The following is a 19,739-nucleotide window of genomic DNA, read 5'->3' on the forward strand; positions in this document are numbered from 1 at the left end:
TGAGGCTTTTTATAAGTTGCTTCCGTAATAGTTTATGAAGTAAAGTCAGTTTTTTTACTAAAGAATGAAAGGATGGTAAAAAGAATGAGTGAAAATACAAAACGAAGTGAATTAGAAATGAAAGCCAGACAATGGTTAACAGAAAGAGGCGTATTAATAGATGATATTGCCGAACTTGTTTATTTCTTACAATCACAATACCATGAGCATTTAACACTTGATGAGTGCAGACATAATGTCAATCGAGTTCTTGCTAAACGAGAAGTACAAAATGCAATTTTAACAGGTATTCAATTAGATGTGCTTGCTGAAAAAAAACAACTGGAGCAACCATTACAAAAAACGATTGACTCCGATGAAAGCTTATACGGTGTCGATGAAATTATTGCTTTATCGATTGTGAATGTTTATGGTTCTATTGGCTTAACCAATTATGGATATATTGATAAACAAAAACCGGGTATCTTAAAAAGACTAGATGATAAATCTACCGGAGAGTGTCATACATTTTTAGATGATATTGTCGGCGCAATTGCTGCAGCAGCTTCAAGCCGATTAGCACATGATAATGGAGAAGATGTCATATTAGACGATTAAAAAAGCAGGAAATATCTCCTGCTTTTTTTCTTATAGAACACGTATTATAAGCACGTATCCTTATATTTTATAGCTTATCGATCCATTCAAACAGATTTTGAACATAATGCGTTGGTTTTACCTTCAAATAATTGTATTCTGAAAATGGAGTAACTCCAGTAAATACCATTAATGTATCGATTTCAGCTCGAATACCAGCTTGAATATCAGTGTCGTAATTATCTCCAACCATTAAAGCTTCGTCTTTATCTAGACCAAGTACATCAAGTGCTTCTTTCATAATTACCGCTTCCGGTTTACCAATAAAGATTGGATCTATACCCGTACATAATGTGATGACAGCGGTTAGCGAACCGTTTCCTGGTAACAAACCTCGTTCATTCGGGATGGACTTATCACCATTTGTTGAGATAAATTTTGCCCCATTACGAACAGCGATACTCGCCGTAGCTAATTTTTTATACGTAATTTCACGATCAAGACCAATCACAACAACATCACAATTTTCGTCCTCTACCACCTTAAGTCCTGCTTGTTCAAAAGCTTGAATGAGGCCTTCTTCTCCAATTACATAACAGCGCGGATTCTCATAATTTGCTTTAATATATGAAACCGTTGCTAAACTCGTCGTGACAATTTGATTGGCAGTTGCCGGGATATCCATATTTCTTAGTTTATCAGCCACTGCTTCTTGTGTTTTAGTAGAATTGTTCGTTACAAACACATACGGAATATGGTTATTTTTCAATGCGTGAACAAACTCCGAAGCAAATGAAATAGGTTCATTTCCTTGATACATTGTTCCATCTAAGTCGATTAAATAGCCTCGATATTTTTTGGTCATTATATTCATTCACTCCAATGCAATACGAATAGACTGTGCTTTTATTCCGATTTTGATTCATTTGTAAAAGCATGGGTTACGTGTTGATGTTCTTTATTTAAATAAGTTCGAATATGGGTGGAGAATTGTTTATAAATAGTCAAGTTTGTTTGGATCACCTTCATTAATACGTTATAATCCACTGATGTATAGTCTGACATTAACATACGTCTCAAACTAATCAACTCTTTGTATGCTCTTTCTTCCTCTTCTGGAATAACCTTTTCATCTAATAAAATATTGATAATGTCATTGTAACTGCCAGGATCACGCATAATAAACCCGTCAATCATCATATTACCGACATCTAGCGTTGACTCAATAAAGACATGTACTGCTCTTTCTAAACTGAGTTTATCTGACAATGTTTTTGGAGGGCCCATCTTCAATATGTTTATTAATTCATCCATATACTGAAGTATCTCCTCCAATTTTTTACGGTCAACAAAGTACATATGTCAAACCTCCATTATAAAGTGAAACTTCATTCAGTAGGAGTTTTCTTCCATCTAATACTGAATGTTAGTTGAACGAATCGGGCATTTAGGTGCCGTTTTCTCCCACTTAGACCTTTTGTATCCACTCATGATTTTGAAGTGGGAGTCTTACGGCACCTTACATGCGGGATGAAATTACATGTTTATCATATCATATTCTATAGGAATATAAAGAAAAACATGATATAGTTGGTGAAATAGCAATATTCAAAAAAGGGGGATAATATGGCTAAAAAATACGAAATAATCAAAGATGAAACTAAAATGAAGGGAGTTCGTTATATCAGTTTTATGGGACAACTACAGCGCTATGATTTGGCAATTGTAGAGCATGAAGATGATCCGAGCAAAAAGCTCATTATTAATTTACGGAAAAATCGTTGTACTACCATTGGAAAAGATGACTTACATGACAAAGGAAAAATCGAACATACGTTTAATGAACCAAATATGGAAGCTGATGAAATTCGTCATTTTTTAAAAGATGTACTTTAACACTATAAATGAACAAATAAGTAGGGTCTTTCCATCCTCCACTTATTTGTTCATTTATACCAATCGTTTCTTATCTGATCTTTCCAATCTATTCCTATTTCCGAGTAAAGGCTTTTCCATTCGTGTTAACTAAAATAATTTTACCTATATTTACTAATAATAAAAGCAAGTAATCAGAGGGAACATTACTAATAAAGTAAAACTTCATTCAGTAGGGTTTTTCTTGTCCTTGAAAAACTGCAATGTATCACTTGTCGTAGCTTTCCTTGTCCTGTCACCGCGGAAAAAAATCAGGCTTTTTGGTATCTTGATCTCCCACTTAGACTTATTCATATTTGCTATAACTTGAAGTAGGTATTACTGCACCTTAGATGAGGGAAAACGCACCATAACATGAATGAATTGGAAGGATGAAAGAATGGATAAGAAAAAAAAGGATTACTCCGATTTTTCAAATGTTAAAGATATGCATAACAAATTAATTCCTGAAGAGTTTCCAGAAGGAGCTTTCGGATTACCAATAAATGCAGATACTCCTGTAGAAGGAAAATCAACCCCGTGGGAAAAGGGACAGCGTAGAGACAGCGCCTTTGTTTATCCAGATCGGGAACAGCATGAAGATGTTCCCCGCAGAATACCAGGAGCGCATATTATTCATGACGATAAAGAGCAGTAGATGTTAATTTGCTACTGCTCTTTTGCAGTTATTTTTTTCAATACAAAGTAGGCACAGCCAAAGTTGCAATACTCATACAGATAATCGTCCAATGCTGTTATCTTTGCATCCATTGGAATCTTCGTATGTTGAACTCCATAAAAACCCTTTAATCGAAGTTGCTCATAACCCCAATCCCCTACAATATAGTCATACTTTGATAATATGTCCGAATAACGTTCTCTGACAGCTTCTTCATTAAATCCTCCTTTATGATTTTCTACTAGCTCGTACATTTTTCCGTAAATCTCTATCATTTGTATCCCCCCTACTTTGTCTTTTCAGTGTATCACCTTTCCACCAAACCCTCCAGAAAAAAACAGTATGATTTCATGCTGAACCAGCAAACTAAAAACGAACCCCAAAATCAACTTGAGAAGGAGGTAATACAATGGAACTGAAAAAAGTGATCCCCATAGGACTTACCACACTGTTTCTCATGACAGGATGCATGGATAACGATACAGCTACTGACGAAAGAGAGGAAATCAAAAACCAGCTTGATCCAAATGGGCAACTACAAGCACCTGCGGATGAAAGTGCAGAAAATAAATTAGGATATGTACGCTATACAAAAGATGAAATTGACAATGATAATGAAAATAATCGTTCTATCAGTATTGACCGAACCGAAATGGCTAATATGATAACTCGTATTATGCTTCGTGGGAATTCATTTGAAGAGGTAGCAACACTTGTTACAGACAATGAAGTGTTAATTGCGTATGAAAAATCAGCTGACACTAATTCTGAGAGAGCAACCGAAATAGCGAAAAAAACAGCTACATCAATCATGCCAGGATACTTTGATGTTTATGTAACCGACAATACTAATTTAATCGATGATATTCAAAGTTTGCATAATTCCCGAACAACCGATGGAAATTATGATAATACAATCGACAATATAATTAAAGAAATGAATAAAACAACAAAAAATACCAATGAATGACGAAGCTTCATTGGTGGGATTTATCTCGCAAAAATATGAGTTGAAGCAATTGGTTATTTAGGAGCCGTTAATTTTCCATTAGATCTTCCCGTAGCACCATCTTGTTTATAGAAAGTTTACGGCTCCTTATGCTGAATTTCATTTCGTGGATCCTACTTTTTTTAATGACAGTTTGTCAAAGATCTTCCTGAAACGTTCATGTGTAGTTCTCCAATTTAAACATTTTCTAGGTCTATTGTTGATGAGTGATATGATAGTGCATTTTCTAGTTCTGCATCTGAGACTTTAGCCAAACCGGTTTTCTTAGGGAGAAACTCTCGTAATAAACCATTTGCATTCTCATCGCTACCACGCTGCCATGAAGAATAAGGTTCCACAAAATATACCTGAATGTTATTTTCTGCTGCCTCTATGGAACAAGCTATTCGAACACTGCATAAGCGATTACCCGATGGTGCATTTCAAACCGCCACAGTACATAGAGGCAAATAATTCGCTACAAGCGTAGACTAAATTATGGACGTACGTATTGGTAAATGGTCCCCAGAACTAGCGAACATCAAACTTGTATATTTACTATGTCTATTGGGAAAAGTAAAGACCATATTTAATGATAACGAAAAACTTAACATATTAAGGGTGACAAATGTGTATGCAAAACGTTTTTTCACAGGGAGTTTTATTTTACTGCTTTTTTTGCTTATTAAAAATCCGATTTATGCAGAGGACACTATCTATGAACAGCGAATGGCTTTATTTAAGAAAACCGAAGCATTGACGCAAATTCCGTGGTATTATTTTGCTGCAATGGATAACTATGAACGAAACAAAAAACAACATGCAAATGATGAAAAAGTTATATCCATCGAATTCTCTCCTGAATTATGGTATGGATTAGGAAATGCCTCCATGATTAATGATGAGCTTCTGATTGACTTTTTTCATGGCCAAGGTCGAGATGGAAATGGTGATCAAAAAGCTGATCCAAACAATCCAGAAGATGTTCTCTATACTATTGGTAATTATATGCTTCAATATGGGCAAACGAAAGAAGATATAAAAATTGCCTTATGGAATTTTTATAATCGAGATCTGTCGGTGCAAACGATTATGAATACAGCAAAAGTATTTCAAACTTATCAAGAAATAAATTTAACGGATCGCGATTTTCCAGTAGACACTTCCTATAATTATAGTTATCGAAGTACTTGGGGTGATCGTAGAGGGTTTGGCGGCTTACGAATACATGAGGGAACAGATATATTTGCTGATTATGGCACTCCTGTCAAATCAACAACCTATGGAGTTGTGGAAATGATGGGGTGGAATTTATATGGCGGTTGGCGAATTGGCATTCGTGATATTTATAATATTTATCATTATTATGCCCATATGAGTGGGTACAAAGACGATATCCAAGTAGGAAAAGTAGTGAAGCCGGGAGATGTACTAGGCAGTGTTGGTTCAACAGGATATGGCCCGCCGGGAACATCGGGTAAATTCCCCCCCCATCTTCATTATGGAATGTACAAAGATAACGGATATAGTGAATGGTCATTCGATCCCTATCCATACTTGAAAAAATGGGAACGAATGGCAAAACAAAAAGAGTAAAAATTTAAACCAAGCTACTATCGAAACATGAAAGGACATTTCATTTTATGAATAAAAATGAAATGTCCTTTCTTAGGTTTATTTTATTATTGAATTATTCTGTTTTTTTCCGCGATTTCTTTACAGCATATGTTATACTCGCTGCCAATCCTCCCCAAATAACAAGCATTCCCAGAACCATAACGATAATCGCACTAGTACTCATGTCATTTTGCCTCCTTTTTTGCTGACGAATGACTTGCTTCACTTACTGAGCGCCATTTAGGAATAGACAACAGAAGTCCAATTACAAGTGCTCCAGCAGCCACGAACCATCCGGCGTATAAAATAAATGCATCCGGGTAACCTGAATAATTCCCTGTTGGTGTATCAAAAAGTTTCATCATATTTAGTCGGAACAAATCGTATAGCATATAACCAAGTACTACTGGTGTAATCACATTTATACTTAACGGGAACCACCAACCAAGCTTAATATCCGATATTGCATCTGCATGGTCCCGTAAATTTTTAACTAATCGTAAAATCCATGCAACTAATATTACTTCAACTAAACCAAGTAACGCAACACCAAATTGATTAATAAAATAATCTACTGTATCCAGGAAATACAATCCGCCTTTCGTTGCATAAAGCAAAGAAACAATAGCAGCTAATCCTCCACCAAATAAGACAGATTTTCCTCGAGGTATTTTAAATTTATCAGATAAGCCTGCAACATAGGTTTCGGTTAGGGACAATAATGAAGTTACTCCGGCTAAAACGAGTGAGGCAAAAAACAAAAAACCAAATAGCCCATTCAATCCAGGAAATTCATTTATAATAGCTGGAAATACGACAAATGCAAGTCCTACACCGTCAGAGACAACCTCATCTACGGCTACTCCTGATTGTGTAGCCATAAAACCAAGTACGGAAAAAACTCCAATCCCCGCAAGCAATTCAAAACTTGAATTTCCAAATCCAGTTATAAACGCATTGTTAGTAATATCTGATTTTTCAGGTAAATAACTAGAATAAGTGATCATAATCGCAAACGCAATTGATAAACTAAAAAAGATTTGACCATAAGCAGCTACCCAGACTTCCCCTGATAAAATACTACTAAAATCAGGCTGGAAGAATGCTTGAAGACCTTCCAACGCACCAGGAAGTGTAATAGCACGAACAACGATAATTAAAAAAATAAATGCTAATAATGGAATGAAAATACGATTGGCAATTTCTATTCCTTTTTTCACACCCCTATATAGGATAAATAAGACGATTGCCCAAACCGCTATTAATGGTAACAGAACTCCAGGAACCATGCTCCCTACCTGCCCCGCATCAACTGTATTATTTAAATAATCTTTAAATAAAAAGCCCTCCGTATCCGAACCCCAACTTAAATTGACTGAGAAAATCGCATACGATATTGCCCAGGCAATAATAACAGAATAGTAAGTGGAAATTATAAACGCAACGAATACTGCCCACCAACCAATAAATTCTGTTTTTTTGTTCATTTTTTTGTATGTCAGTGGACCAGAACCGCGGTACTTATGACCCATGGTGAATTCCATAATTAATATTGGAATACCTGCAGTTAATAATGCAAATAAATAAGGGATAAAAAAAGCTCCTCCACCATTTTCATACGCCACCGCCGGAAAACGCCAAATATTTCCTAACCCAACAGCAGACCCTATTGCCGCCAAAATAAATCCAGCTCTTGTTCCCCATTGAGAACGAGTTTCCATTCTTTAGCCTCCTTTTCCTTTTATTGTTAATTAATGAAAATTTTTGAAAAGTTTACTCTTTTCAGATATTTATGGTTGTATTATAACGGCACTTTTATCTTATGTCAAAATAATTTTTAATATCAAAACTAATTAATAAATTAACTATAGTTATCCCAAGGTAGAAACGAATATAAATACATACACATTAAAAGAGGCTGGGACATAACGAAAACAGCAGATTAAAAAACGAACCATAAATCGTCCTTGTACTATAGTAAAGTATAAAATTTTAGGCTTTATCCCACATGTAAGGTGCTAACATTCCGTGTAAAAAGCATTCTACGGAATGAAGTTTTACTTTATCGTATAAGAAAAACGATAGCTTTCGCTAAAGACTTGGCGACAAACCAAGTTTTTCTAAACACAAACAAACCGAACAATTATAAGGTACCGACCCCCGAAAGTTAGAGTAGAAATCTAATTTTCGGGGGTGTTTTTATGGCTAAATATAGTGAAGAATTTAAAATAAATCTTGTCACCGAGTATTTATATGGCAACCTAGGATATAAATTATTGGCAAAAAAATATAATATGGGTAGCGCAACACCAATATTTGAATGGGTGAAAGTCTATAAGTCTCAGGGAATGGATGGGTTAAAAAGAAAAAAAGCTAGGAAGTTTTATCCTGTTCGATTTAAATTAAATACGATACAATTTGTGTTAAAGACAGGTGCTACTTTTTTAGAAACTGCTGTTCAATTTAAATTGAACAACCCTTCCTTAATTAGACGCTGGATGAAAGAATTTAAGGAACAAGGAGTAGAAGGCCTGAAACCAAAGGGGGAGTCTTCTATGTCTAAGAAACCCAATAAACGGAAGAAAAAGGAAGAAAAAAAGTTAACACGTGAAGAAATATTAGAACGAGAGAATGAACTATTAAGGCTAGAAAATGCGTACCTAAAAAAGCTACGAGCTTTTCGGGAGAATCCAAATGCCTTCCACGAAAAGCACAGGCAAAGGTGGCATTTGGACTTAAAGAAGAAGGATTCCGATTAAAAGATATTCTCCTTATTGTGGGCATACCTGAAGCAACCTATCACTATCATGTGAAAAATTTTGGCAGAGAAGATTCAGACAAAGTACTAAAAAAAATCATTATCGATTTATTTAAAAAGTTCCATGAACGTTATGGCTATAAACGTATTACTAGAGAACTAAATAAATTAGGATACGTTATCAACCATAAAAAAGTATATCGCATTATGTGCGAATTGGGATTGAAATGTGTGAAATTTATGCGAAAATCCCGTAAATACAATTCCTATAAGGGAAACGTTGGAAAAGTGGCGAAAAACCGATTGTCTCGCCGTTTTAACACGCCAATTCCTCTTCAAAAATTAGTAACCGATATTACAGAATTCAAATGTCTAAGTGAAGAGAAGTTATATTTAAATCCGATTCTTGACCTTTATAACGGAGAAATTATTGCGTATAAAATCAAGGAACGTCCAACGTTAGATCTTGTCATAGAACCTTTAAAAGAAACGATAGAGATAATAAAGAATCATGCAACCTATCGCACCACCATCCATTCTGACCAAGGCTTTCATTACCAACACAACCAATGGGTGAGAACATTAAAAGAGAATAAAGTATTCCAAAGCATGTCTAGAAAAGCAACCTGTGCGGATAATGCTTCCATGGAGAATTTTTTTGGCATTTTAAAACAAGAAATGTATTATGGAGAAAAATTAGTAAGCTATGAAGAATTAAAAAGTCGGATTGAAGAATATATCTATTGGTATAATCATGAACGAATAAAAGAAAAATTGGCCGGGCTGAGCCCAGTCGAGTATCGAACGCAATCCAGCCAATCAACTGTATAATAAAACTCTAACTTTTGGGGGTAATCACATAAATGAATTGTTCGGTTTTTGCTATTTCGTATTTGCTTATGTCCCAGCCTCGTTTTAGTGCTTTGCTTTTGTAGTTTTTAAAAAATGTGTTAGGATTGCAAAACCAATAATAATAGCCATTGTCACAAGCAACGGTAAGACAATTTGACTAGTAAATCCTATAATTAAATAACCTACAGCTGCAGCTAAAGCTGAGAGAATGGCATATGGAAGCTGGGTCATCACGTGATCAATATGGTTTGCTCCTGCCCCCGTTGAGGATAAAATAGTCGTATCAGAAATTGGAGTACAATGATCACCAAATACTGCACCAGCAAGCACAGCTGCCATGGATGGCAACAGCATCTCCATATCTGTAATTGCCGTTACTTCAACTGCTATCGGCAGCATAATACCAAACGTTCCCCATGATGTACCTGTAGCAAGCGCCATAAAGCCAGCAATGATAAAAAATAAAAAGGGTAAAAAAGCTGGGTTTAAGGATGAGTTATTTACAATACCAGCTAAATACTCGCCTGTTTTTAATTCTCCAATTATCGAGCCGATAACCCAAGCTAACAACAAAATATAAATAGCAGGGAGCATGGTTTTCATACCTTCGAGTATAATCTTCACTGTTGAATTGCTTTGTCCGGCTTGTCTAATATGAAAGAAATAACAAGTAATAACGGCAACTGCTCCACCGATAAATAGCGAAAGATTGACATTCGTATTAGCAAATATGGTCAAGATACTGATATCACCTTCTGCAGCCATTGCCCCAGTAATCATCATGGAAGAGACAGTTGCAATAATTAGTACTGCAATCGGGACTAACAAATGATAAATTCTTCCGTTTTTATTTGGCGTAAAAATATCACTTAAATCTCCAGATACATTGTTTTTATTGGGACCAATCAAATCACCGGTTTCCATTGCCCTTGTTTCATGCTTTTGCATTGGGCCTATATCCATTTTTAAGTAAGCAACTAAAAATACACTAATAATTGCACCTATTGCATAAAAATTAAAAGGAATCATTTTAATAAAAGCTTCTAAAGGTTCAAGTGAAGTTACTCCATTTGCAGCAAATATCCCGCCCATAGTACCAATAATGTAAGCACCCCAACTGGAAATGGGAGATACAACAGTTACCGGTGCTGAAGTGGAATCAATAATATATGCAAGTTTTGCTCGTGAAATTTTATGTCGATCCGTTAATGGCCGAGCTATTTGACCAACTGCTAAACTATTAAAATAATCATCAATGAAAATGATAACTCCTAATAATGCACTCATTGCTTGTGCGCCACTTCGGCTTTTCACTCGTTTGATCATCCAATCACCAAATGCGCGACTTCCACCAGACGCTTGTAAGAATGCTGTCATAATACCAAGCAATAGTAAAAATGATAATAACAAGATATTGCCAATATTAAGTGTGTAATCAGAAATAAAAAGCGAATAAAATTGAACAACAATTTCTTTTATTGCTTCCCATATTCCAAAATCGTGAATGAGTATTGCTCCAACTACAATTCCTGTTCCTAACGATAATAATACATTTCTCGTTAATAAAACGAGCACCAGCATTAGAACTGCTGGAATAAGCGAATAAATCGTACCTTCCATTAATGTTACCTCCACTATAGTTGTTGGCAATAAGGCAGGGAAACATACTGTTAGGGGAAATGGGTGAAGGAAATGAGAATAGGATTTGCTTTTACATTAGAAAAACTGGCTTGTCGCCAAGTCTTTATGGCGAAAGCTATCGTTTTTCTTATACGATAAACCATAAAGTTTTATACTTTCCTATAGTATAAAAAAGACAATGATAGAAAATAACCTATCATTGTCTTTACAATATACGTTATCCTCCATTTCGATCAGTAGTTCTCCATGCATATTGCTGTTTGCATGACAGTATACTCCTTATTCAAAAGTATACCAGCTATAATAAGTTCGACACTTATTACGCTTCGGCAATAAATCCTTTCATCTAACTTCATCGTTATCATCCTCAGTCAGACTACTAATATCCATTGCGCCTCTACCTCACCGATCTGATAAGGTGTTATTTATTTTATTTAGCAAAGTATATTATAACAAACCATTAATCATTATTCAAGCTGTCTTTTGGGACGGAGATGTTTGGCCCTCTTTCTCCATCACCACCAAAAAATTCTGGTACGTCTCCCATAATCACACGTGAATCCACATAAACTTTTGTACTTATTTCAGCGGTTTCTGTTGTAAATGGAACAACAATCTGTACATTAACTGTAACAGGGATATATATTTCTATTAATGCTGCATTAATGCCAAAATCCCTCATAATATACTCTACATCTGATTGAATACTTCCTACTATTTCAAAGTGTACAGGAATCTTGGGACCCAGATTTGCCAGAATTGTACTTCCCGTTGCTTGCCCAATTGGGATCTCGACAACAGTCGGATCTTTATCCGCTAAATCATTTGCTGTATCTCCATAATCTTGTGGTGGCATTTCCGGGTCATCGGTATCCAACGTTTTTCCTTTATTCATCCCATATAAAAAGTACTCCGCTCTTTTAGTAGCAGCTCTCAACGCCCGATTCACTGCAGCTGATTTCCAACCAACAATGGAGACATTGTTTTCCGTATTTATTTCCATCAAATCATCAAAGCTAATATTTTCCGTTGATTTGACTGCTTCATTAATTGTTCTCGTTGCAAACTCCTTTGTCTTTTGATTCGCTATATCCATTAAAGGTGGGGTAATGCCTTTATCAACAATGATAATGCTAAGGGAGGTCAAAATAACAAAGGCTATTGTCGTCATGAACAATATTACTTTAACAGGAGAACTGCTTTGCAAATGCAATCTTGGCCGTCTTTTCATGAAAAATACCTCCTCAAAACAAATCTATGCTTGTTTTCAGAAGGTTAGAATTGAATTTTACTCCTATCTTATTAACCATATTTTATAAATAAATAGCGTTCTAGAACTCTTTAATTTCTTAGAAGTTCTCTATAACCAATTGCCATTAACCCCTCTATTCTCTCCCTTTAAATTCTTGGGACGCTTAGATACGGGATAAGACGTATATGTCTGTTAATAAGCTATTACTGCCTAAGCAATCAACATTAGCGCATCCTTTCCGGTCATCCCTACTTTCCATCCATGTTCCTTTGCGGATTCGGTAATTTTTTCTAATGGTGCATGCAATAATTCATCGATCGTACGAACTCCGACCGCCCTACCAGCTACAATCTTTCTGTCAGCCAGTTTTTCATTTAACAAGTCAATGTCTAAAGCTGCACACATAATATATCCGACTTCATTGGCAATGATTAATAAATCTGTCTTTGGCAATTCTACACAAATCGCAGTAAAAAACATTCCTTCTACTTCTAAAGGATTTACCGTTATCATTCGTAAAAGGCCTCCTTCATCGCTTCTGCCTTATCTATATGCAAACAGAGGCCTTATCGTCACTAATCTATTTATTTGAATACGCTCGCATTAATGTTTCAGCTAAAATATCCCTTAAAAATTCTGGCAAATAATAGTTTTTCACTCGTGATCTTGCAACTTCCGGCAATAGTCGTCCAAATGTAAATGTATCAGCTGTAGCTATGGTATACGTTTGATCAGCCTTTAAAGGATATTTTTCTTCCAGATAAGCTTGTTTAACAAAAACTTCACCGTTCTTTAATCGTTCCATACATAAGCTCAAGCCAGAAAAAGCCATTTTACCTATTATTTTCCCCCGAAAACCAAACCCTTTTAATTTTAATTCAATAAACTCTTTTGAGAATGAAGAACGAATAGTTTCCAGCAATTCTCTCCCTGTCAATTCAACCACACACGTATTGATAGGGTGTGGACATATTCTATGAATATCGCCATAAGTTACTACACCAGACGGTAAACTTTCCAGCAACAGTCCCGCATTAAGCATGGAACAATCTGCATTTGTTTGTTGTTTAATGGAATCAGTTAAAGCTTGTAAAACAGGAGTTTCTTTTCGCCAATCAACTTCGAGTATTTCAGGTAATCGCACAACAGGTTTAGCTAATATACGTTCTGCTTCTTGTTGATAGGTTGTAAGGATCTCCTCTGTTTGGGGGTCTTTCGGCAAGTGGGTAATATTCGTCGTATACGCCTCTTTATGCACTAATTTACCTTGCTCATGATCCCAAGTTAAGATAACCTCACCAACAAAATGACAGTGTTTTCCTGCAGCAGTAAGTAATGTATTATTTACCATCTCACCTTTGCGTAAGAGATGGTGGGTATGTCCACCAATAATAACATCAATATCCGGAAATCGCTTTGCTATTTCCTGATCTTCACTATAGCCAAGGTGAGATAACAGTACAATAATATCTGCTTGCTGCTTTATTTTTCCAATCATTTGTTCCAGCTGTTCATAAGGAGGTGATACATACCAATCAAGCAATTGATAATAATCATTAAATGGAGCAGTAAGTCCAATTACTCCAATTTTAACTCCATGCACAGATGTTAATGCGACACTCGGATTTAACCAATCTGGTTTTTCATTGTTCATACTGTGCAAGTTTGCACACACTACCTCAAAGGAAGCCTCATCATATAAATGGACCAAATCATCATGTGAGATTGTAATACCTTCATTATTTCCTAATGTTACTACATCATAGCCGGCTTCGTTCATTAACTGCACATTTGCTGTTCCCTTAAAGGCTTCGGCGATTGGATGCATTCGATCAATATGATCACCAATATCTACAATCCAACAAGATTTTCCCATCGATTGACAACTCTTTTTTGCTTCTTTTAAATAACAAGAAACTTGAGACCAATTATCAAAATTACTATGTAAATCGTTTGTGTAATAGAAATATATATGCTCTTTCATTTTGATTATGCTCCTTATACCAGCCCTTGAAAAATCATTCGAATACCAATTATAATTAATAAAATGCGCAAAATCCATTCAAGTGCTTTGCCGGTCAAACGCTGGTTCACGATTGCTCCAAGCTTGCCACCAATCCACGCTCCAGGGATAAAAAAGAAAACATACTTCCACACAATATGCCCCAGCACTATATGTGTCCCGGCTCCAATCAAGCTGATGAAAAAAATCATAAACATAGACGTTGCAGTGGCGATATGGGCAGGTATCCCAAATAGCAGTATCATAGCTGGTACCATAATGGATCCTCCGCCAATGCCAAATAAGCCTGATAACATGCCAACCCCCAAGGAAAGAAAAAAGCCTATTTTAACAGAAACTTTATAATAATAAGTAGTTCCATGTAATGAAAAACTACGTACACCTTTTGCATCTTCCTTGAATACCCGAGTTGGCTCTTTTCGTTTCATTAACAAAACCAACGAAATACCTATCATAACAAAGCCGAAGTAAAGCAGAAATTGTTCTGTTGCCATAAATTGATTTAACCAGGAACCTATTATTCCGCCTGGTATGCTACCGGACAATAATATCAGTCCAGTCTTATAATCAATCCGGTTATTTTTCCAATAAGCAAAGCTTGAAGATAACGCAGTAAAAACCATTGACACTAAGGAAATGCCGACAATTGCTTGCGGGGTTGCCCAACCAAACCCATCAAAAATCTGAGATAAAAACAGCAAGCTAGGAATAAGAACAATTCCTCCGCCCAATCCCATTAGAGAACCAACAAAAGCAGTTATAATTCCAATCAAAAAGCAAACTACAACAACCAAAATATATCCCTTCCGTCCAAACAGTGATACGTTCTCTCCTATAATAGTAGCATTGTTTTTCACCAATGGATATCTAAAATTACTCTTTAACACAACATTTACAATCTAATATAAGTTAAAAACTGTAAAAAAACCCCGTTAATGACGTGTCAAATTAAGATATACGTTTATAAAATGAATCAGTGGGGGTTTTCTTTTATCCCCCACTGATTGATAGAATGAACAGAACTTAGGCATTGACTTGCAGTTGGATCGCACGCTATTCCTCCTAAGTTTCATCCCGTGCATTGAAGGGCAGGTCTTACTGCCAGTTACATGTGGGATAAATATAACAATTACATACTGACCAGTTAGATCTTTTGGGCGTAATTTCCCATTATCAAAAGCAATGTAGCCTATTTATTTCAAAATTCCTTGTAAGAGAATTTTACGATATACTCCAATAAGCTCGTCTGCTGTTACTTCTCCATCTGGATCGAACCAATTATAACTATAGTTAGTTAAACCTAAAATTCCAAAAGTAACCATATCAACACATAAATCGTTTCTAAACTCCCCGCTTTTAACACCATTTCGCACAATCGTTTCAATATTCCAGCGAAATTGTTTCCGTTTCTGTTTCATACTGTCCATATTTTCAATAATTAAATGCCGATTTCCCGAAAGAATACTCGTCCATTGGTACCTTTATCTTTAATATCGTAAATTAATAGTGCAATGATGGCTTTAAGCTTTTCTTGATTTGTCAGCTGCTGTTGCATGATTTGCTGTTGCCTCTCTATTAAATCATCAATGTAAGCAGAATGATTTCCATTAACAATTGCTCTTTAGACGTTTGGCTAAACCCCTTGCTTTCAAATAGTTGAACACTTGTCTCAATGATTTTATGCCTTATATTTTACGCTCCGCCCTATATAATCTAACTCATATATCATAATTGCTAATTAGAATCTATCTTCGTTTAGAGAGCATGAGCGCCACCATCAACTGTTAAAATATCTCCTGTGACATAATCAGAAGCATGGGATGCTAAAAAAACTGCAGCACCTTTTAAATCCGTTTCATTCCCAAACCGATTTAATGGTGTTCGATTAAGTATCATATTTTCTGCTTTTTCCATAAGAGCTTGAGACATCTTGGTCGGAAAGAAACCTGGCGCAATTGCATTTACATGAATATTATATTGTCCCCATTTAACAGCTAAATCTTTCGTAAACGTAATAATTGCTCCTTTGCTTGTATTGTACCCAATGGTTTGCATAAAAGACGGTGTTCCTCCGAATCCAGCAATAGAAGCAATATTAATTATTTTTCCACACCTCTGGGAAATCATTACTTTGCCAACCGCCTGACTCATCAGGAAGGTTCCTTTCACATTAACATTCATCACTTTCTCCCATGCCGAAACTGGCATTTCTTCTACCGGAGCTGCCCAGGTAGCGCCACTATTATTAACTAATATATCTATTGTTTTGAAAGAAGCTACCGTCTTTTTAACTACTTCTTCCACATTTTCTGGATTTGTTACATCACAAGCTAATCCAAGTGTTTCCACTTTATATGTCTTTAACTTATTAGCCATCTGTCTACAGGCAGATTGATCTCTGGAACAGATCACAATATTTGCACCTGCTTCAGCCAATGCTTCCGCAATTTGAGCCCCTACTCCTCTAGATCCGCCAGTAACAATTGCAGTTTTATTTGTTAAATGAAACAAGTCCAAAACACTCATTAACAGCTCCCCTTTGTAAACTCAACTTTGGTACTTCTAATTTTGCATTTTGACGTCTATGAACTTCATCCGCACCATCTGCCACTCTCAACATACGAGCATTGCATAAAAATACACTAACGGAAAATCCTCACTAAACCTGCTGCACCAAAAAGTTGAATCGTACGGCCAATAACGTGTTAAGCAATATTTGGTGCAATTATTTTGTCATTGTAAATTCCGCTCTTGCCTGCTTATTTCAATCGTATCCACCATATAAGTTCTTTTAATGTCAATAGCGTAGCTCATCTCTAAATTCAGCAATCCATTTCCAATTTACTCCAAGTTTAGCTATCGATTTCCCAAATGATTTTCGTTGTATAAAGCGTTATATCAATTATTGTAAAGCCTGTTAAACAGCACCAATAAGCCATTAATTACTCTTTGAGCTTTATGACTTTTCGAAATATGAAAAATCCAACTTCATGACTCCTATGAGCATAAATTTTACGTTTTTAAACATGTTTATTTTGTTAAAGCAGACAAGTACATCCAACATACCAACCGGTTAGTATGTTTAGTATACAGATAATTAGAATAATAAACAATTTTTTATAATTATTTAAATCATGAAACGATAAAAGAAACTACCCTCTCAAATCTTTATAAAAAAATTACGACTTACAATAAGTAAATACATATTTGTGCTTCACCACATTATTTTTAGGTTTAGACTTCGTACATTTTTATTTGAAATGTACCATTAAAAAACTCAAGAGACAGATTTACTTTAATCTCTTGAGTTAATACTTATATTAAGAATTATACTTTCAGTAACTTCTCTATTTCTTTTTCAAACGTTTTAGGCTCTTCTGATGGTTCAAAACGTTTTTCAACCTTTCCTTCTTTATCAATTAAAAATTTAGTAAAATTCCATTTGATTGAATCTCCTACTAACCACTGTGGATATTCTGAAGAAATCTTCATTTTTAATAATTTTTCTGCCATATTTGTTCCATCAAAGCCACGAAATGGTGCCTTTTGTTTTAAATAGTTAAATAGCGGATGCTCATCTGCACCATTGACATCAATCTTTCCCATCATGGGAAAAGTCACACCATAATTTGCTCGGCAAAATTCTGCCGCTCCTTCACTGGAATTCGGCTCTTGCTCTGCAAATTGATTACACGGAAAACCAATTATTTCAAATCCTTGTTGATAATACTTATTATAAAGTTCTTGCAACTGTTCAAATTGATAGGTCAACTGACATTTACTAGCCGTATTAACAATTAAAAGGGCCTTTCCTTGGAAATAGGATAAAGGGATTTTTTCTCCATTTCGTTTCTCAACAGCAAATTGGTAGACGGTCATTATTATCTCCTTCTCTTCATAAATATTGTTTTTTATCTATTAAAATTAATTAGTACATCGAATATTATATACTTTAACGTGAAACCAGGTTGTTCCGCTCCCTAACTCATAATACCCTTTAGAAACTTTCAACTATTATAGGACTTATATGAAGGAATATCCCCAATTTTTTCAGCTGAAGTAATCGCTTTAACGATAGCTTCTTCTAATACTTTAGCAGCCATATTCCCTATTACATCAACAGAAACAGTTCGATCACCGGTAGCAAGTGCAAAGATAGTATCCCCATCAAGCATCGTATGTGCCGGGTAGATTGTTCTTGCCAACGCATTTTGCGCTACTTGCGATACTTTCGTAGCCTCTGCTTTTGTTAAAGCAACATTAGCAGCCACTACGCCAATAGTTGTATTCATTCCAGGGGAAAAGTCACTTTCAAGACTCGTTTCTATATAATTAAGACTGTCGATAATTTTATTCGTGTTTGGATCAATTGGACCAGCAAGAATTTTACCACTTTGCGGATGACGAATATCCCCGAGTGCATTTACGGCAACTATTGCCCCAACTATAATTCCATCACCAAGCTGCATGGAGGCACTGCCTAGTCCACCTTTCATACATTGTTTCATACCTGTTATTTTACCAACTGTTGCCCCACAGCCAGCACCAAAATTTCCTTGTGGAAACAACCCTTTTTCAGCCTTTTTAGCAGCTTGATATCCCATTTTCTTATCAGGACGTACCTTTTTGCTGCCAACTGCCAAATCAAACAAAACTGCACTCGGAACAATCGGAACCTTAGCAACTCCAACATCCAAACCAGTCCCCTGCTCCTCTAAATATTGCATAACCCCGTCAGCAGCAGCTAAACCAAAAGCACTTCCACCCGACAATGTGATTGCATGAACTTTATTAACCATATGAATTGGATTTAACAAGTCAGTTTCACGTGTACCCGGTGCAGAACCCCGTACATCTACACCACAAACGGCTCCATCTTCAACAATTACAACAGAACACCCCGTCATTGCTATCCTGTCTTCTATGTTTCCTACTTTAATTCCGGGAACATCCGTAATATTTCCATAAAGCACGAATAGCCACCTTCTCTCTTTTATCTCGCATCTAAGATAGCGTAAGACTCTTACTTCAAGCGTTATAGAAAATACGAAGCAATCTAAGCGAGAGATAACTACACCTAAATGCCCGACTCGTTCAAGTCGACAGGACAAGAAAAGCTTCTTAAATAAACATCGCACGAAGAAAAAGTGGTTTTCTTTTTCAAGGACGCCGAGATTTCAGCTTTTGTTCTACTGCTATCAGTAAGAATCAAGGAAAAGCCCAACTGAACAAAGCTCTCTTTATATTTCTTTCTATTATAGCATCATTAAGAAAGAACTAATACTTTTCCGTACCTGGATGAAAATACTAAGATCCATATTGTCAAATACTGTATCAAGTTGTCCTTTCTGGAATCTGTTCCTCTATTACACGCAAATTCTCCAAAAAGATCTACTGAATTATGGAGAAATTCTTTATTCAGATCAGCATTAATAATAA

21 protein-coding genes, 1 pseudogene and 1 riboswitch are annotated in these 19,739 nt (G+C 35.8%); of the genes and pseudogenes, 7 read left to right on the forward strand and 15 right to left on the reverse strand.

Features of this window, described 5'->3' with window-relative positions; translation table 11 throughout:
• Positions 1-84: 84 nt before the first annotated feature.
• Positions 85-597: a phosphatidylglycerophosphatase A family protein gene (locus JNUCC74_RS12545; protein ID WP_077317719.1), complete on the forward strand. Its 513-nt coding sequence runs from the start codon at positions 85-87 to the stop codon at positions 595-597.
• 67 nt (positions 598-664) lie between these two features.
• Here JNUCC74_RS12545 and JNUCC74_RS12550 read toward each other — a convergent pair whose 3' ends face one another.
• On the reverse strand, positions 665-1,441 hold the full coding sequence (locus JNUCC74_RS12550) for a TIGR01457 family HAD-type hydrolase (protein WP_454065606.1): 777 nt from the start codon (positions 1,439-1,441) through the stop codon (positions 665-667).
• 41 nt (positions 1,442-1,482) lie between these two features.
• Positions 1,483-1,935: a DUF86 domain-containing protein gene (locus tag JNUCC74_RS12555; RefSeq protein WP_454065607.1), complete on the reverse strand. Its 453-nt coding sequence runs from the start codon at positions 1,933-1,935 to the stop codon at positions 1,483-1,485.
• A gap of 267 nt (positions 1,936-2,202) precedes the next feature.
• Between JNUCC74_RS12555 and JNUCC74_RS12560 the strand changes: the two genes are divergently transcribed.
• Positions 2,203-2,472: an SAV0927 family protein gene (locus JNUCC74_RS12560; protein WP_077317722.1), complete on the forward strand. Its 270-nt coding sequence runs from the start codon at positions 2,203-2,205 to the stop codon at positions 2,470-2,472.
• 418 nt (positions 2,473-2,890) lie between these two features.
• Positions 2,891-3,148 carry a hypothetical protein gene (locus JNUCC74_RS12565; protein ID WP_454065608.1) on the forward strand — a complete coding sequence of 86 codons (258 nt, stop codon included), beginning with the start codon at positions 2,891-2,893 and terminating at the stop codon, positions 3,146-3,148.
• An 11-nt stretch (positions 3,149-3,159) separates the two neighbouring features.
• On the opposite strand, the gene JNUCC74_RS12570 is transcribed toward JNUCC74_RS12565, so the two are convergent.
• On the reverse strand, positions 3,160-3,444 hold the full coding sequence (locus tag JNUCC74_RS12570; RefSeq protein ID WP_077317724.1) for a YutD family protein: 285 nt from the start codon (positions 3,442-3,444) through the stop codon (positions 3,160-3,162).
• A gap of 134 nt (positions 3,445-3,578) precedes the next feature.
• Between JNUCC74_RS12570 and JNUCC74_RS12575 the strand changes: the two genes are divergently transcribed.
• A complete protein-coding gene (locus JNUCC74_RS12575) occupies positions 3,579-4,139 on the forward strand; it encodes a YhcN/YlaJ family sporulation lipoprotein (RefSeq protein WP_454065609.1) in 561 nt (186 codons plus the stop codon).
• A gap of 138 nt (positions 4,140-4,277) precedes the next feature.
• Here the strand turns inward: JNUCC74_RS12575 and JNUCC74_RS12580 are convergent.
• Positions 4,278-4,534: pseudogene (locus tag JNUCC74_RS12580) on the reverse strand (transposase); the annotation flags it as partial.
• 253 nt (positions 4,535-4,787) lie between these two features.
• Here JNUCC74_RS12580 and JNUCC74_RS12585 point away from each other — a divergent pair.
• Entirely contained in the window at positions 4,788-5,753 is a 966-nt protein-coding gene (locus JNUCC74_RS12585) for a M23 family metallopeptidase (RefSeq protein WP_454065610.1), read from the forward strand.
• 94 nt (positions 5,754-5,847) lie between these two features.
• Here the strand turns inward: JNUCC74_RS12585 and JNUCC74_RS12590 are convergent, their stop codons facing one another.
• Together JNUCC74_RS12590 and JNUCC74_RS12595 are read right to left on the reverse strand one after the other, a co-directional pair.
• The gene (locus tag JNUCC74_RS12590; RefSeq protein ID WP_454065611.1) at positions 5,848-5,958 is read right to left on the reverse strand and encodes a methionine/alanine import family NSS transporter small subunit; all 111 of its coding nucleotides are present in this window, start codon (positions 5,956-5,958) and stop codon (positions 5,848-5,850) included.
• A 1-nt stretch (position 5,959) separates the two neighbouring features.
• The gene (locus JNUCC74_RS12595; RefSeq protein WP_454065612.1) at positions 5,960-7,495 is read right to left on the reverse strand and encodes a sodium-dependent transporter; all 1,536 of its coding nucleotides are present in this window, start codon (positions 7,493-7,495) and stop codon (positions 5,960-5,962) included.
• A gap of 480 nt (positions 7,496-7,975) precedes the next feature.
• Between JNUCC74_RS12595 and JNUCC74_RS12600 the strand changes: the two genes are divergently transcribed.
• Together JNUCC74_RS12600 and JNUCC74_RS12605 are read left to right on the forward strand one after the other, a co-directional pair.
• The gene (locus JNUCC74_RS12600) at positions 7,976-8,533 is read left to right on the forward strand and encodes a helix-turn-helix domain-containing protein (protein WP_454065613.1); all 558 of its coding nucleotides are present in this window, start codon (positions 7,976-7,978) and stop codon (positions 8,531-8,533) included.
• On the forward strand, positions 8,497-9,363 hold the full coding sequence (locus JNUCC74_RS12605; protein WP_454065614.1) for an IS3 family transposase: 867 nt from the start codon (positions 8,497-8,499) through the stop codon (positions 9,361-9,363). The genes JNUCC74_RS12600 and JNUCC74_RS12605 overlap by 37 nt, the downstream gene beginning before the upstream one ends.
• Positions 9,364-9,447: 84 nt before the next feature.
• Here the strand turns inward: JNUCC74_RS12605 and JNUCC74_RS12610 are convergent, their stop codons facing one another.
• From JNUCC74_RS12610 to JNUCC74_RS12650, 9 genes are all read right to left on the reverse strand, one after another.
• Positions 9,448-11,004, reverse strand: coding sequence for a Na+/H+ antiporter NhaC family protein (locus tag JNUCC74_RS12610; protein ID WP_454065615.1), 1,557 nt, complete (start codon positions 11,002-11,004; stop codon positions 9,448-9,450).
• A 250-nt stretch (positions 11,005-11,254) separates the two neighbouring features.
• Positions 11,255-11,433, reverse strand: a riboswitch (Lysine riboswitch).
• A gap of 52 nt (positions 11,434-11,485) precedes the next feature.
• Positions 11,486-12,256 carry a sporulation protein YunB gene (gene yunB, locus JNUCC74_RS12615; protein ID WP_454065616.1) on the reverse strand — a complete coding sequence of 257 codons (771 nt, stop codon included), beginning with the start codon at positions 12,254-12,256 and terminating at the stop codon, positions 11,486-11,488.
• Positions 12,257-12,487: 231 nt separating this feature from the next.
• Positions 12,488-12,790 carry a YunC family protein gene (locus JNUCC74_RS12620; protein ID WP_454065617.1) on the reverse strand — a complete coding sequence of 101 codons (303 nt, stop codon included), beginning with the start codon at positions 12,788-12,790 and terminating at the stop codon, positions 12,488-12,490.
• A 67-nt stretch (positions 12,791-12,857) separates the two neighbouring features.
• Positions 12,858-14,261, reverse strand: a complete 1,404-nt coding sequence (locus JNUCC74_RS12625; protein WP_454065618.1) for a bifunctional metallophosphatase/5'-nucleotidase — start codon at positions 14,259-14,261, stop codon at positions 12,858-12,860.
• 14 nt (positions 14,262-14,275) lie between these two features.
• Complete coding sequence (locus JNUCC74_RS12630; RefSeq protein ID WP_454065619.1) at positions 14,276-15,094, reverse strand: sulfite exporter TauE/SafE family protein; 819 nt, start codon at positions 15,092-15,094, stop codon at positions 14,276-14,278.
• 399 nt (positions 15,095-15,493) lie between these two features.
• Positions 15,494-15,718, reverse strand: coding sequence for a hypothetical protein (locus JNUCC74_RS12635; protein WP_454065620.1), 225 nt, complete (start codon positions 15,716-15,718; stop codon positions 15,494-15,496).
• A 337-nt stretch (positions 15,719-16,055) separates the two neighbouring features.
• Positions 16,056-16,826, reverse strand: a complete 771-nt coding sequence (locus tag JNUCC74_RS12640) for an SDR family oxidoreductase (protein WP_454065621.1) — start codon at positions 16,824-16,826, stop codon at positions 16,056-16,058.
• An 801-nt stretch (positions 16,827-17,627) separates the two neighbouring features.
• On the reverse strand, positions 17,628-18,179 hold the full coding sequence (locus JNUCC74_RS12645) for a glutathione peroxidase (protein ID WP_454065622.1): 552 nt from the start codon (positions 18,177-18,179) through the stop codon (positions 17,628-17,630).
• Between the two features lie 128 nt (positions 18,180-18,307).
• The gene (locus JNUCC74_RS12650; protein ID WP_454065623.1) at positions 18,308-19,273 is read right to left on the reverse strand and encodes a P1 family peptidase; all 966 of its coding nucleotides are present in this window, start codon (positions 19,271-19,273) and stop codon (positions 18,308-18,310) included.
• Positions 19,274-19,739 lie beyond the last annotated feature (466 nt).

It is taken from the genome of Cerasibacillus sp. JNUCC 74 (assembly GCF_053667775.1).

Excerpts from the sequence above, each read along its gene's own strand:
- JNUCC74_RS12545 (WP_077317719.1), top strand. The coding sequence starts at position 85 with ATGAGTGAAAATACAAAACGAAGTGAATTAGAAATGAAAGCCAGACAA.
- JNUCC74_RS12590 (WP_454065611.1), bottom strand. The coding sequence starts at position 5,958 with ATGAGTACTAGTGCGATTATCGTTATGGTTCTGGGAATGCTTGTTATT.
- JNUCC74_RS12640 (WP_454065621.1), bottom strand. The coding sequence starts at position 16,826 with ATGAGTGTTTTGGACTTGTTTCATTTAACAAATAAAACTGCAATTGTT.
- JNUCC74_RS12610 (WP_454065615.1), bottom strand. The coding sequence starts at position 11,004 with ATGGAAGGTACGATTTATTCGCTTATTCCAGCAGTTCTAATGCTGGTG.
- JNUCC74_RS12560 (WP_077317722.1), top strand. The coding sequence starts at position 2,203 with ATGGCTAAAAAATACGAAATAATCAAAGATGAAACTAAAATGAAGGGA.
- JNUCC74_RS12645 (WP_454065622.1), bottom strand. The coding sequence starts at position 18,179 with ATGACCGTCTACCAATTTGCTGTTGAGAAACGAAATGGAGAAAAAATC.
- JNUCC74_RS12570 (WP_077317724.1), bottom strand. The coding sequence starts at position 3,444 with ATGATAGAGATTTACGGAAAAATGTACGAGCTAGTAGAAAATCATAAA.
- JNUCC74_RS12565 (WP_454065608.1), top strand. The coding sequence starts at position 2,891 with ATGGATAAGAAAAAAAAGGATTACTCCGATTTTTCAAATGTTAAAGAT.
- JNUCC74_RS12625 (WP_454065618.1), bottom strand. The coding sequence starts at position 14,261 with ATGAAAGAGCATATATATTTCTATTACACAAACGATTTACATAGTAAT.
- JNUCC74_RS12600 (WP_454065613.1), top strand. The coding sequence starts at position 7,976 with ATGGCTAAATATAGTGAAGAATTTAAAATAAATCTTGTCACCGAGTAT.
- JNUCC74_RS12575 (WP_454065609.1), top strand. The coding sequence starts at position 3,579 with ATGGAACTGAAAAAAGTGATCCCCATAGGACTTACCACACTGTTTCTC.
- JNUCC74_RS12620 (WP_454065617.1), bottom strand. The coding sequence starts at position 12,790 with ATGATAACGGTAAATCCTTTAGAAGTAGAAGGAATGTTTTTTACTGCG.
- JNUCC74_RS12635 (WP_454065620.1), bottom strand. The coding sequence starts at position 15,718 with ATGAAACAGAAACGGAAACAATTTCGCTGGAATATTGAAACGATTGTG.
- JNUCC74_RS12550 (WP_454065606.1), bottom strand. The coding sequence starts at position 1,441 with ATGACCAAAAAATATCGAGGCTATTTAATCGACTTAGATGGAACAATG.
- JNUCC74_RS12595 (WP_454065612.1), bottom strand. The coding sequence starts at position 7,495 with ATGGAAACTCGTTCTCAATGGGGAACAAGAGCTGGATTTATTTTGGCG.
- yunB (WP_454065616.1), bottom strand. The coding sequence starts at position 12,256 with ATGAAAAGACGGCCAAGATTGCATTTGCAAAGCAGTTCTCCTGTTAAA.
- JNUCC74_RS12555 (WP_454065607.1), bottom strand. The coding sequence starts at position 1,935 with ATGTACTTTGTTGACCGTAAAAAATTGGAGGAGATACTTCAGTATATG.